At 66.5% G+C, this 12,818-nt stretch carries 9 protein-coding genes and 1 riboswitch; all 9 genes read left to right on the top strand.

Annotated features, from left to right (window positions below; all coding sequences use genetic code 11):
* The first annotated feature begins 137 nt into the window (after positions 1 to 137).
* The 9 genes from AzCIB_RS21625 (at position 138) to AzCIB_RS21585 (ending at position 12,757) form a co-directional block, all read left to right on the top strand.
* The gene (locus tag AzCIB_RS21625) at positions 138 to 1,223 is read left to right on the top strand and encodes a c-type cytochrome (RefSeq protein ID WP_050417792.1); all 1,086 of its coding nucleotides are present in this window, start codon (positions 138 to 140) and stop codon (positions 1,221 to 1,223) included.
* 298 nt (positions 1,224 to 1,521) lie between these two features.
* On the top strand, positions 1,522 to 2,004 hold the full coding sequence (locus AzCIB_RS21620) for a type IV pilin protein (RefSeq protein WP_050417791.1): 483 nt from the start codon (positions 1,522 to 1,524) through the stop codon (positions 2,002 to 2,004).
* Complete coding sequence (locus AzCIB_RS21615; protein WP_050417790.1) at positions 1,998 to 2,510, top strand: GspH/FimT family pseudopilin; 513 nt, start codon at positions 1,998 to 2,000, stop codon at positions 2,508 to 2,510. The genes AzCIB_RS21620 and AzCIB_RS21615 overlap by 7 nt, the downstream gene beginning before the upstream one ends.
* Complete coding sequence (locus AzCIB_RS21610; protein ID WP_050417789.1) at positions 2,504 to 2,989, top strand: prepilin-type N-terminal cleavage/methylation domain-containing protein; 486 nt, start codon at positions 2,504 to 2,506, stop codon at positions 2,987 to 2,989. Before AzCIB_RS21615 ends, AzCIB_RS21610 begins: the two co-directional genes overlap by 7 nt.
* A 2-nt stretch (positions 2,990 to 2,991) precedes the next feature.
* Positions 2,992 to 4,245, top strand: coding sequence for a PilW family protein (locus AzCIB_RS21605; protein ID WP_050417788.1), 1,254 nt, complete (start codon positions 2,992 to 2,994; stop codon positions 4,243 to 4,245).
* Complete coding sequence (locus tag AzCIB_RS21600; protein ID WP_050417787.1) at positions 4,233 to 4,916, top strand: hypothetical protein; 684 nt, start codon at positions 4,233 to 4,235, stop codon at positions 4,914 to 4,916. Before AzCIB_RS21605 ends, AzCIB_RS21600 begins: the two co-directional genes overlap by 13 nt.
* Before the next feature lie 29 nt (positions 4,917 to 4,945).
* The gene (locus tag AzCIB_RS21595; RefSeq protein ID WP_050417786.1) at positions 4,946 to 8,182 is read left to right on the top strand and encodes a pilus assembly protein; all 3,237 of its coding nucleotides are present in this window, start codon (positions 4,946 to 4,948) and stop codon (positions 8,180 to 8,182) included.
* Positions 8,183 to 8,428: 246 nt separating this feature from the next.
* Positions 8,429 to 8,498, top strand: a riboswitch (S-adenosyl-L-homocysteine riboswitch).
* Between the two features lie 81 nt (positions 8,499 to 8,579).
* Positions 8,580 to 12,269, top strand: coding sequence for a methionine synthase (metH, locus tag AzCIB_RS21590; protein ID WP_050417785.1), 3,690 nt, complete (start codon positions 8,580 to 8,582; stop codon positions 12,267 to 12,269).
* 110 nt (positions 12,270 to 12,379) lie between these two features.
* Positions 12,380 to 12,757 (top strand): hypothetical protein, encoded by a 378-nt coding sequence (locus AzCIB_RS21585; protein ID WP_050417784.1) that lies wholly within the window; start codon positions 12,380 to 12,382, stop codon positions 12,755 to 12,757.
* Positions 12,758 to 12,818 lie beyond the last annotated feature (61 nt).

The raw sequence follows: 12,818 nt of genomic DNA, 5'->3' as shown, positions 1-12,818 counted from the left end.
TAGTCGCCCCCTCCATCGTCTGGATGTTTTCCGCCGGCATGGGGGCGTAGCCTGCGGCGGTGCATAGGGCAGCACCCACGCCGCGGCCGATGCAGCGGGCCCCGGCTCCAGCGTTCGACAACCGGAGGAAAACCGACATGTCACACCGCACCCTGCGCGTCCTCATCGGGCTCGCACTCAGCGCCGCAGCCGCCGGCGCGCTCGCCGGCAGCGGGACCGACCCCGCCGACTACAACGCCTTCTACGCGCCCGCCTACCAGATCCCGGACCCCGACCTGATGAGCACGTCGGCCGCGCGCGGCAAGGACATCTTCCGCTCCACCTACCGCTACCTCGGCGCCGAAAGCGGAAACGTCGCGGCCAACGGCAAGCCCTATGTCGGCAACAAGCTCGCCTGCAGCAACTGCCACATGGACGAAGGCACGCGCCCGTACGCGGTGCCGCTCGTCGTCGCCGCGATCGAGTACGCGGACCCGAAGTTCAGCGCGCGCGAGAACGTCGCACGCGATCTGCCGATCCGCATCAACGGCTGCTTCGAGCGTTCGCTCGCGGGCGAGATGATCCCGGCCGACAGCCAGTGGATGAAGGATCTCATCGCCTACGTCGACTTCCTGTCGACCGGCCTGCAGCCCGGCTACACCTGGCAGCAGGTGCCCGGCCAGGAGACCCGCAAGCCGGCAGCCCTGTCGCGTGCCGCCAGTCCGACGCGCGGCGCCAACATCTACAACGACCGCTGCCGCAGCTGCCACCAGGAAGACGGTTCGGGTGTGTGGCGCGACGACGAAAAGCGCTACCGCTATCCCGCGCTGTGGGGCGCAAGCAGCCACGGTCTGATGGCCGGCATGGGACGGCTCCAGACCGCGGCGGCATTCGTCTACAGCAACATGCCGCACGACAAGGTGAACGCTGTGGACCCCAACACGCTGATGGCCGCCGAGGACGCGTGGGACGTCACCGCCTACCTGCTGTCGAAGCAGCGCCCCTTCAATCCGCGCCACATCACGCAGGACTGGGCCGGCGTGGGCCCCGACGGGGTGCCGAACGCGCTCAAGCGCGCGGTCGACGCCAGCTACGACTACACCATGCCGCGCAAGGACGCCGCCGGCGCATGGTCGATCGATCCGGCCAATCCGCCCGCCTTCTCGCGCAGCCAGCACATCTACGGCCCGTTCCAGCCGATCACGGACGCCCTCAACCAGGCGCGCCAGTCGCTCGGATACTGATCCGCCTTTCCCGCAGGAGTCTCGAAGAGGTCCGGCGTGCCGGGCCTCTGTGCATTTTGTGCGCGGGGTAGATGCTTCCGCGAGGCGCCGGGAAGGATGCATTTCGTACCCCGAATGCGTATCCTTTGAACCTCCCGGTCGCGCTTTTCCCCGAACTTTCGCATTGTTACAATTCTTTTCAGGGATTTGGTGCCGTCCGGTATCATCTGTTCCGAATCCGTTCGGGCATGCGCGGGGAATTTCACCCGGGTCCGTGCCGCCCGGTCTTTCCGCTGCTATCCTGGCTGGACATCCGCGTATGACTTACGACATATTCAGCGCCCGCGTGGGCCATCGCGTGAGCGCCCGGCGCGCCGGGCAGGCAGGCTTCACGCTGATCGAACTGATGATCGCCGTTGCGATCGTCGCGATCCTCGCGGCGATCGCCATCCCGTCCTACACCGGGTACGTCCAGCGCAGCCGCATCTCCGAGGCGATCAACGAGCTGGCGACGCTGCGCATGCGCCTCGAACAGTACTATCAGGACAACCGCAACTACGGCTCCACCGGCTCGGCCTGCGGTGTTGCAGCGCCGTCCGCCGATGCCTTCGACATCACCTGCAACAACGGCGGCGGCAGCAACCAGACCTTCCTCGCGACGGCGACCGGCAAGGCGTCGCGCAACATGGCGGGCTTCACCTTCACGATCAACCACGACAACCTGCGGCAGACGACGGCCTTCCCCGGCGCGAGCTCCCTCCCGCGCGACTGCTGGCTGCTCCGCGTGGGGGATTCGTGCTGAATCGACGGCGAAGCGCCGGGCGGCAAGGGGGATTCACGATCGTCGAGGCGCTCGTCGCCATCGGCGTGCTCGCGATTCTGGCGTCCCTTGCGGCGCCGAGCTTCGAGACGACTTTGGTGAATTTTCGCGTCCGGGTTGCCGCAGAAGGGCTCGTCTCCGGGCTGCAACTCGCGCGCGCCGAGGCGTTGCGCCGCAACCAACCGGTGCGCTTCACCCTGACCGATGGCCGCGGCAACTGGTCGGTCGCGACCGTGAGTCCGGTGAGTACGATCCAGGAGGCCAAGGGGACTTCGGCGGCCGGGGTGACGATCGCGACGAATGCGTCGCAGACCAACGTTGTCTTCCTGCCTACCGGCCTCGTGGACACCGCCGCGCCGCGCATCGAGGACATCGACCTCACGACGCGCGTGCCGGGCGTGAATAGCCTGCGCGTCCAGGTGCATGGGGGCGGTCTGGTGCAGATGTGCGATCCGGCCGCGACGGGGAGCGATTCGAGAAAATGCTGAAGGGCGCAAGTCGGCTCGGTGCGCGCAGCGAGCGCGGTTTCAGCCTGATCGAGGGGCTGGTCGCGCTGCTCGTGTTCTCCGTCGGCGCGCTCGGCCTGATCGAGATGCAGGCGCGCGCCGTCCAGCTGAGCACCGAAGCGCATGATCGCGCGAACGCCTCCCTGCTCGTGAATCGCCTGTTTGCGGAGGTCGCCCTGAAGGACACCGTCGACACCCCGGACCCGTCGGAAAAGTACCTGCTGACGCGAACCGCCTGCACGGACGGCATTTCCACCTCGCATCCGTCCTATACCTGGACCCGGCAGGTGTGCGCGGAATTCGACGATGCGAGCATCATCATCGAGCGGCCAGCCGGCGTGTCGGCTTACTCGCTGATGGTGACCCTCGAGTGGGCGGGGCGCTACAAGAACAAGGACGGTAGCGTCGTGACGCGCGATCCGCGTCGTCATCAGGTCACCAACCGCTTCCATTGGCAGTGATCATGCAGCGTTCCCCGCGTGTAAGCCGATCCTTCGCCCCCCGCGCCAGTCGCGGGATTTCGCTGATCGAACTCATGATCGGGCTCGTCGTCGGGCTGATCATCACGCTCGCAATCACGTCGTCCGTCTCGACCATAGGCAAGCAATTCCGCATCACCGGGGCAGGGCACACCGCGGCGGAGGGAGCACAGGTCGCGGTCGCCCTGATGGATCGCGATCTGCGCGGTGCGGGGGCTGCCCTGTTCAACGGGTCATTCGCGAGCCTGTGCCCCGGCTACAACATGTACGACAAGGGCGTGGTCACCGCCAACAACAGCAATCTGTACAGTCTCCATTATCCCGTGCGGATCGAGTCGGGTGCATCGACTGCTTTGTCGGACATGGTCGAGATCATGGTGGGGGCGCCGGACTTCTATTCCGGCGAGATCCTCCCGATCGTCAAGGAGATGCCCAGCTCGTCCGACATCATGAAGATCAGCGACACGAACCTGGCGTCCGAGGACCAGATCCACGTCGGCGACACGGTGCTGGTGGTCCAGGCGCCGCCGAATGAAACGAAAGCGCCGTGCACCCGCTTCAAGGTCACCAAGGTCTCCGGGCAGACGCAAAGCGATCAGTGCACGAATTTCAAAACGGGCTGCAACGTTCACTTCGGCAGCACCTCCGGCGACGTGGCGAACGATTTCAATCCGACGAATCCGAATACGACCTACACCAATCCGGTGTCCTACAGTGCGGGCTCGCTCGTCTTCAAGATGCCGCCCGGCTGGGTGAAGCCCGAGTTCGAGTACATCCAGTATGCCGTCGCATGCGGCGCGCTGCTGCGCTACGATCCCAAGACGGTCGATCCCGTCGCGCTGCGCACGACGTGCCCAGCCTCCTACAAGAACTACGCGATGGCCGCCGACATCGTGATGCTGAAGGCCCAGTACGGCATCTCGACCGACGGCAGCGACCAGATCGCCACGTGGGAGAATGCGCCGACTGCCTCGCAGTACACTGCCTTCAGCACGGCACAGCGCGACGACTACCACAAGAAGCTTCAGCGCGTGAAGGCCGTGCGCCTGGCCATGGTCGCACGCAGCCGCGAGCCCGATACCGGAACGGTCACCGCGCAAGCGCCCATCGTATTCGACGGTGCAATCACGCTGGATCTCGGCGGCACTGCCGTGCCGGCCGGCAAGACGTGGCAGAACTATCGCTACCGGGTGCATGAAACGGTCGTTCCCCTGAGGAATCCGCTATGGAACCGCTGAGCGAACGCGCCTTCCCCGCGAGCCCGCGCGGACGTCGCGCCGAGGCGGGCGTGGTCCTTCTCATCGCGCTGATCATCCTCGTGCTGATGAGCCTAGCCGCCGCCTCGGTGATCCGCTCGACCGACACCGGCACTCTCGTCGCCGGCAACCTCGCGTTCCGTCAGGCGACGATGTACGCCGGGGATATCGCGATCAACCGTGCGGTCGAGGAACTGCAGTCGGGGGCCTTTACCGCGCGCACGTACTATCGCAGCGCCTTCTACTTCAAGGATGCTGCAGGGAAGCCGAACTTCAAGGACGCCGGCCGGATCGCCTCCGACGCGATCTGGGAATCGACGGCCGTGCCCTGCATCGACGAAAACGGCCGTGCCACGAACTGTGCGACCGATTCCGGCAATTACCGCATCCAGTACGTCATCGAGCGCCAGTGCAAGTCCGATCCGGTGCTGACCGATGGCGAAGATATCCGCAGCAAGTGCACCGTCGACCCCGAAACGGTCGCGCTCGCCGCAGCTGACGCCTTTGCCAAAAAAAGTGGCAGTACCGTGCCGCCCATCGAAGCGGGCAAACTCGACGTCTATTACCGCGTCATCATCCGCGCGCGCGGCCCGCGCGGCGGCGTCAACTTCTACGAAGCGATGCTCGCCGCCAAGGCCCAGCCGGGCGCGTGAGCGAGCGCCGTCGCTCCTGGAGCAGAGTCATGCACAAGCCGATTCGACGAATCACCACGCTGTCGTCGTATTGCGTCGCCCTGCTGGTCGCCTGCATCGCCCCGCCGCTGGCGGCGCAGACGGACCTCGCCGATTCCCCGATGGTGGTCGGCAACAACGCGCCGCCCAACTACATGTTCGTGCTCGACAATTCGAGCTCGATGCGGAACATCGTGCCGGAGTCGCCCTATTCGGCCACTTCGGGCGCGTATGCCTGCCCGATCGAACGGCAGATCGCGGTCACGGATGTCGTTTATGTTGCGATCGTGGGCAACCAGCCGCGGGTGAGATTGATCGTCGGCAACCAGTCCAAGCTGCCCAGTTGTACTGACGCCTCCCCGTGCGAAGTCGGAGCGGACCTGAACAAGACGAATCAGGTCTGTTTCGCTGACACCCTGACGTATGAGAATGTGCGCCTGCTCGTCGACACGAACGGGATGATCTATGCGCCCGGGCGCTATTCCGGCCACTACCTGAACTGGTACTTCCGCGGAGCGGCCGTGCCCGGATATGAAACCGCGAAATGGGCCGATCGGAAGCCGGGCACGAGGACGCGTATCGACGTCGCGAAGGCTGCGCTCAAGGACGCCGTTGCGGCGATCCCGGCGTCATCGACCGGAGGCGGTGTCAGGGCGGGCCTCGTCACCTACAACGGCGGCGATGGCGGACGGCTGGTCCGGGCCGTGGAGGCACTGAACATTACCGCGTTCAATACGAGCGTCGACGGAATCAGCGCCGCCGCCAGTGTCGATGCCGCACCCTTGTCCGAGACACTCGCCGACATCGGCCAGTATTTCAGTCTGGGCTATACGGGTTCGCTCAGCCTGCGCTCGGGCGGTACGGCAACCCTCGGCGAATTCTTCCGCCAGGGCACTTCCGCCCCGCATCGCCTCCTGGATCTGGGCACCGCGACGGCTCCGGTGCAGACCGGCTACTGGTGCCAGCGCAGCCACGCCTTCCTGATGACCGACGGTCTTTCGTCCGAAGACCGGGCGCCGGCATCCAACTCCTACCTGTGCGATTACGACGCGGACAGCGGTGGCGCGAGCAAGTGCGGAAGTGGTTTCGACATGAAGTCGAACAGCGGGACGCCGCACGCGGGGCATCTCGCGCCAAACGGCGAAACGCACCTGTATGGCACGAACGGCAGCGATTTTCTCGACGACGTCGCCCAGGCCCTCTACGAGACGGACCTGCGCCCGGACATCGTGCATCCCCGGGGCGAGAAGAAATCCAACAACGTCCGCACCTATACGATCGCGTTCGGCGATGCGTTCACCGATCCGCTGAAGGATCCGCGCAAGGATTCGCTGCTGGTCGAAGCCGCCCGGCAGGGAGGCGGCCTGTCCGGCAAGGCAGGGAGCCAGTCTGAGCTGGTCCGCGCCTTCACCAGCGCCGTCAATACCGCCTCGCAGGAGGACAGTGCCGCGGCAGCCGTCGCCGTGACCAGCCAGCGCATCGCCGCGAACACCATCGGCTACGAGTCGGTGTATCAGTCCGGCTACTGGACCGGCGACCTCATCGCGTACTCGCTCGACCTCTCCACCGGCCTGCCGATCGGGGATGCGCTGTGGTCGGCGCAGAAGAAGCTCGACGGACTCGCGAGCCCCGCGAGCAGCCGCAAGATCGTCTCGCTGAAAGGGTCGAGCGGTGCGGCATTCACCACAGGCAATTTCGCCGATTCGGCGACCGGACTGACTGCGCCGGTGATCGACTTCCTCCGCGGCGATCGCAGCAATGAAGGTGTGGGAACGAATCCCTTCCGGATTCGGCAGCACCTGCTCGGCGACATCATCAACGCCGAGCCGGTGTACGGCAGCTTCGCCAGCGGGCCGGTGGTCTTCCAGGCCGCCAACGACGGCATGCTCCACGCGTTCGGCGGCGGCGACGACTTGAACAACGACGGCGGCGACGAGTTGTGGGCCTACGTGCCGAAGATGCTGCACGGCGAGCTGTCGCGCTTGACCGATCCGAACTACGCGCACCGCTATTTCATCGACGCGACGCCGGCGCTCGCGCAGGTCAGCACCGCGAGCTTCACGGGGACGCTCCTGGTCGGCGGGTTGGGCAAGGGCGGGAACGGCTATTACGCGTTGAATGTCACCAATCCCCGCCCGGCCACGCAGGACGCGGCGGCGGCGATGGTGAAATGGGAGACGGTTCCGTCCACGACCGGCAGCGGCTTCAGCTTCGGCACGCCGCTGATCGTGCGCACGCCCAACGACGGCTGGCTGGTGCTCGTCACGTCCGGCTACAACAACGCCGACGGCAAGGGCCACGTGTGGGCGCTGGATCCCGCCGACGGGCGGATCGTGAAGACGATTTCCACCGGCGTCGGCTCGAGCACGTCGCCGGCAGGGCTTACCCACCTTTCGCGCCTGAGCATCGCTGCGGCGGACGATGTCGCGTACTACCTGTACGGCGGTGACCTGCAGGGTAATGTCTGGCGCTTCGATCTCGCCAACTGGACGGCCGTGAAGATCGCGGAATTGACCGATGGCGCGGGAGCCCCGCAGCCCGTCACGAGTGCGCCCGCGGTCGGTCAGGTTGCGGGCGATGCGAACAAGTTCCTCGTGTATGTCGGCACCGGTCAGTATCTCGGCGAAACCGATATCCCGGGGACGGGCCAGAATGCGCATGCAACGCAGACGCAGACGATGTACGGCGTCATCGACGACGTGAGCGCGCTTGCCCCGTCGATGCCGAACATCCGCGGCAGCAATGGCAGCAGTTGTCCGACGGGGGGCGGTAACGGCGCCTTCGTGTGCCAGGGCACGGCCAGCCTGACCGCGACGACCGTGACCCTGACCACGAACCCGCTGCAGGCCGGCGTGAGTCGCGGCTGGTACTGGGATATCCCCATGCAGTACGGACGCGTGAACACCAATCCGGCGCTGGATGCCTCCGGTGTCCTCGTGTTCACCGTGAACGTTCCGACGCGCGAAATCTGCGGCAAGGGGGGCTCGAGCTGGCTGATGATGATCGACGCCGGCACGGGAGGCGCGATCGCCAAGAGTTCGACCTCTTCCGAAGTTTATGCCAGCGGGCAATTCATCGGCGACGTCCTCTCCAGCCGCCCGGTGATCGTCGTGACTTCGAAAGGCAAGTTCGTCCTGACGCGTACCACTGGCGCGACGACCAAATCCAATCTGCTTCCCAACCGGCCGGGCGGCGGAGGCGGGGGGGCGAAGGGCGCGCGCGTGATCTACTGGCGGCCGCTCATGTGACCGCAGGCTCCCGGCTCCCGGCAATCGGACGAGCTTGCGTAGGGCGGGAGCAGCGCAGCGTATCCCGCCACACGGCGGCCAGGCGGATTCCCGCGTCCGACATGGCGGGATCCACTTCGTTCCTCCCGCCCTACGAATGCGACCGGGTATCGACAGTATCCGCAGGCGGAGCCGCAGGAACGGCATTGATGTGACCGCCCGAGGTGCCGGCTTGGCACCGGCGGAAAAATTCCATAGAATCACGCGCTTGCCGAGGAGCGCTGCGACCCGAACTGACGGGCCAGGCTCGGCAACCGAACAACGGCGCTCGCAAACCACCACCGGGGTTTGCCGCGCCGTTTGCTTTTGTGCGCTCCTGCGGCTTCCGCCCGGTGTTTGAATCGACCGAGGTAGAACCATGCAAGCCGACCGCTCCAACGAAATCCGCGACCTTCTCGCCCGCCGCATCCTGATCCTCGACGGCGCGATGGGGACGATGATCCAGCAGCACAAGCTGGGCGAGTCGGACTACCGCGGTGAGCGCTTCCGGGCTCACCCGAAGGACCTCAAGGGCAACAACGACCTGCTGGTGCTGACGCGCCCGGACGTCGTCGCCGGCATCCACCGCGCCTACCTCGACGCTGGCGCGGACATCATCGAGACCAACACCTTCAATGGCACGCGCGTGTCGCAGGCCGAGTACGGGTTGGCGGAGCTCGCCTACGAGATCAACGTCGCCGGCGCGCGTCTCGTGCGCGAGTTGTGCGACGAATACACGGCGCAGAACCCGGCGAAGCCGCGCTATTGCGCTGGCGTGCTCGGACCGACCTCGCGCACGCTGTCGATCTCGCCCGACGTGAACGACCCGGGTTTCCGCAATGTCACGTTCGACGCGCTGGTCGACGACTACTACGACTCGGCGCGCGGCCTGCTCGAAGGCGGCGCGGACATCCTGCTGATCGAGACGATTTTCGACACGCTCAACGCGAAGGCGGCGGTGTTCGCGGTCGAGAAGCTCCTCGCCGAGATGGATCGCCGCGTGCCGGTGATGATCTCCGGCACGATCACGGACGCGTCGGGCCGCACGCTGTCGGGCCAGACCGCGGAAGCCTTCTGGAACTCGCTCGCGCACGCGCGGCCGATCTCCTTTGGCCTCAACTGTGCGCTCGGCGCGAAGGAATTGCGCCAGTACGTCGAGGACCTGTCGCACGTGTGCGATACGCACGTCTCCGCGCACCCCAACGCCGGCCTGCCCAACCCGCTGTCGCCGACCGGCTACGACGAGACGCCCGAGCAGCTCGCGACCGACATCCGCGAATGGGCGTCGTCCGGCCTCGTGAACATCGTCGGCGGCTGCTGTGGCACGACGCCGGCGCACATCGCGGCGATCGCTGACGCCGTCGCGGATCTCGCGCCGCGCAAGGTGCCGGAAGTCGAGAAGAAGCTGCGCCTGTCCGGCCTGGAGCCCTTCAATGTCGGCGCGGAGAGCCTCTTCGTGAACGTCGGCGAGCGTACCAACGTCACCGGTTCGAAGGCCTTCGCGCGCATGATCCTCGAAGGCCGCTTCGACGACGCGCTGGCGGTCGCGCGCCAGCAGGTCGAGAACGGTGCCCAGGTCATCGACATCAACATGGACGAGGCGATGCTCGACTCGATGGCCGCGATGGAGCGCTTCCTCAAGCTCATCGCGTCCGAGCCGGACATCTCGCGCGTGCCGATCATGCTCGACTCGTCGAAGTGGAGCGTGATGGAGGCGGGCCTGAAGTGCATCCAGGGCAAGGGCGTCGTCAACTCGATTTCGATGAAGGAAGGCGAGGCCGAGTTCCTGCGCCAGGCGCGGCTGTGCCGCCAGTACGGCGCGGCGGTGATCGTGATGGCCTTCGACGAGAAGGGCCAGGCCGACACCTATGCGCGCAAGACCGAGATCTGCAAGCGCGCCTATGATCTGCTGGTCGGTATCGGCTTTCCGCCCGAAGACATCATCTTCGACCCGAACATCTTCGCGATCGCCACTGGCATCGAGGAGCACGACAACTACGCCGTCGACTTCATCAATGCCGTCGCGTGGATCAAGGCCAACCTGCCGTACGCGAAGACTTCGGGCGGCGTGTCGAACGTGTCCTTCAGCTTCCGCGGCAACGACCCGGTGCGCGAGGCGATCCATACGGTGTTCCTGTATCACGCGATCAAGGCCGGCCTGTCGATGGGCATCGTCAACGCCGGCATGCTCGGCGTCTATGACGACCTCGAACCCGCGCTGCGCGAGAAGGTCGAGGACGTGGTGCTGAACCGCCACCCGGGTGCGGGCGAGGCGCTGGTCGAGTTCGCGCAGTCGGTGAAGGAAGGCAAGGCGAAGAATGCCGGGCCGGATCTCGCGTGGCGCGCGCTGTCGGTCGAGGAGCGGCTGTCGCACGCGCTGGTGAAGGGCATCACCGAGTTCGTCGTCGCCGACACCGAGGAGGTGCGCGCGCAGCTCGAAGCCGCAGGCAAGCCGCCGCTCGCAGTGATCGAAGGCCCGCTGATGGCGGGCATGAGCGTCGTCGGCGACCTCTTCGGCGCGGGCAAGATGTTCCTCCCGCAGGTGGTCAAGTCGGCGCGCGTGATGAAGCAGGCGGTCGCGCACCTGATCCCCTACATCGAGGCCGAGAAGCTGCGGACCGGCGCGAGCTCCAAGGGCCGCATCGTGATGGCGACGGTGAAGGGCGACGTGCACGACATCGGCAAGAACATCGTCGGCGTCGTGCTCGGCTGCAACGGCTACGAGGTGATCGACCTCGGCGTGATGGTGCCGGCCGAGAAGATCCTGAACGCCGCGCGCGAGCACGGCGCACAGGCGATCGGCCTGTCGGGCCTGATCACGCCTTCGCTCGAAGAGATGAGCCACGTCGCGGCCGAGATGCAGCGCCAGGGCTTCGACGTGCCGTTGCTGATCGGCGGTGCGACGACGAGCCGTGCGCACACCGCGATCAAGATCGCGCCGCATTACGGGCAGCCGGTGGTGTACGTGCCGGACGCCTCGCGCGCGGTCGGCGTCGTCACGGCGCTGTTGTCCGAAGGTGGCGCGGCGGACTTCAAGACGCAGCTCGCTGCCGACTACGACAAGATCCGCGCACAGCATGCGAACAAGAAGGGCGTGCAGCTCGTGAGCCTGGAAGCGGCGCGCGCGAACGCGTTCCGCTGGGATGGCGTGCCGGGCTATGTGCCGACCAGGCCGAACGTGCTCGGCGTGCAAGCGCTCGACGTGCCGCTGGCGGAGCTCGTCCCCTTCATCGACTGGGGTCCGTTCTTCCAGACCTGGGATCTCGCCGGCAGCTTCCCGAAGATCCTCGACGACGAGGTCGTCGGCGAGACCGCGCGCAGCGTCTTCAACGACGGGAAGGCGATGCTCGAAAGAGTCGTCGCCGAGGGCTGGTTGCAGGCGCGTGCGGTGTTCGGCCTGTTCCCCGCGAACCGCGTCGGCGACGACATCGCTTTCTATGCCGACGAGGCTCGCGCGACGCCGCTGATGAGCTGGCACGGCCTGCGCCAGCAGCACGAGCGCCCGGCGGACAAGCCGCACTACTGCCTCGCCGACTTCGTCGCGCCGAAGGATTCGGGCGTTGCGGACTACGCCGGTGCCTTCGCGGTGACGGCCGGAATCGGCATCGAGGCGAAGCTCGCCGAGTTCGAGGCCGCGCACGACGACTACCACGCGATCATGCTGAAGAGCCTCGCCGACCGTTTGGCCGAGGCCTGCGCCGAATGGCTGCACCGCCGCGTGCGGACGGAATTCTGGGGTTACGCGGCGGACGAGGCGCTCGACAACGACGCGCTGATCCGCGAGCAATACCGTGGCATCCGCCCCGCACCGGGCTACCCGGCCTGCCCGGACCACACGTCGAAGGGCGCGCTGTTCGATCTGCTCGACGCGCCAAGGAACGCCGGCATGACGCTGACCGAATCCTTCGCGATGAGTCCGGCGGCCGCGGTCAGCGGCTTCTACCTCGCGCATCCGCAGGCGCAGTACTTCGCGATCCCGAAGATCGGTCGCGATCAGCTCGAGGACTGGGCGAAGCGCACCGGCATGACGGCGGAGCAGGCCGCGCGCTGGCTCGCTCCGCTGCTGTAAGCGTTTCGGGGCGTTACGCGTGCTTACCCCGGGAGGTCGGGTGCTGGCCTAGACTTGAAGGGGGAGGAACGTGGTGCCCGAGCAGATTCCACAACAGGAGAGACCCGATCATGCAAGCAAGCATCCGATCCGGCCGGTCTCGCACACCGGCCTCCACCGCTGCCATCCTCGCCGGCATGCTGCTGGCGGCGGGCGTGGTGGCTACCTCGCCGGGCCATGCGCAGGATTCCCGCGGCACGACGACGGCCGAGGACGTCGGCCACGGCGTCGGCTCGACGATGCACGACATCGGCACCGGCGCACGCGATGCCGGCAAGGAAGTGGGGCATGCGGCCGGGAACGCCGGCAAGGCGGTCGGCCACACCGCGCGCGACGCGGCCGTCGTGACCTGGGACGTGATGAAGCGCACCGGCATTACGATCGGCCACACCGTGCGTGACGGCAGCAAGGCCTTCGTGCGTGGCCTGAAGGGCGACCCCGAGCGCTGAGCCCGCACATTCTCGCGCCGTTTCCTCCCGGCTGAGATACGGAACCACGGTTTTCGCGAGA

Origin of the sequence: Azoarcus sp. CIB, from assembly GCF_001190925.1 — a bacterium.
GTDB lineage: Bacteria > Pseudomonadota > Gammaproteobacteria > Burkholderiales > Rhodocyclaceae > Aromatoleum.
Note: the sequence above shows the minus strand (reverse complement) of the source record. Positions and strands in the feature narration are given on the sequence as shown.

Coding starts and splice junctions, on each gene's coding strand:
- AzCIB_RS21625 (WP_050417792.1), top strand. CDS start 138: ATGTCACACCGCACCCTGCGCGTCCTCATCGGGCTCGCACTCAGCGCC.
- AzCIB_RS21620 (WP_050417791.1), top strand. CDS start 1,522: ATGACTTACGACATATTCAGCGCCCGCGTGGGCCATCGCGTGAGCGCC.
- AzCIB_RS21610 (WP_050417789.1), top strand. CDS start 2,504: ATGCTGAAGGGCGCAAGTCGGCTCGGTGCGCGCAGCGAGCGCGGTTTC.
- AzCIB_RS21605 (WP_050417788.1), top strand. CDS start 2,992: ATGCAGCGTTCCCCGCGTGTAAGCCGATCCTTCGCCCCCCGCGCCAGT.
- AzCIB_RS21600 (WP_050417787.1), top strand. CDS start 4,233: ATGGAACCGCTGAGCGAACGCGCCTTCCCCGCGAGCCCGCGCGGACGT.
- AzCIB_RS21595 (WP_050417786.1), top strand. CDS start 4,946: ATGCACAAGCCGATTCGACGAATCACCACGCTGTCGTCGTATTGCGTC.
- metH (WP_050417785.1), top strand. CDS start 8,580: ATGCAAGCCGACCGCTCCAACGAAATCCGCGACCTTCTCGCCCGCCGC.
- AzCIB_RS21585 (WP_050417784.1), top strand. CDS start 12,380: ATGCAAGCAAGCATCCGATCCGGCCGGTCTCGCACACCGGCCTCCACC.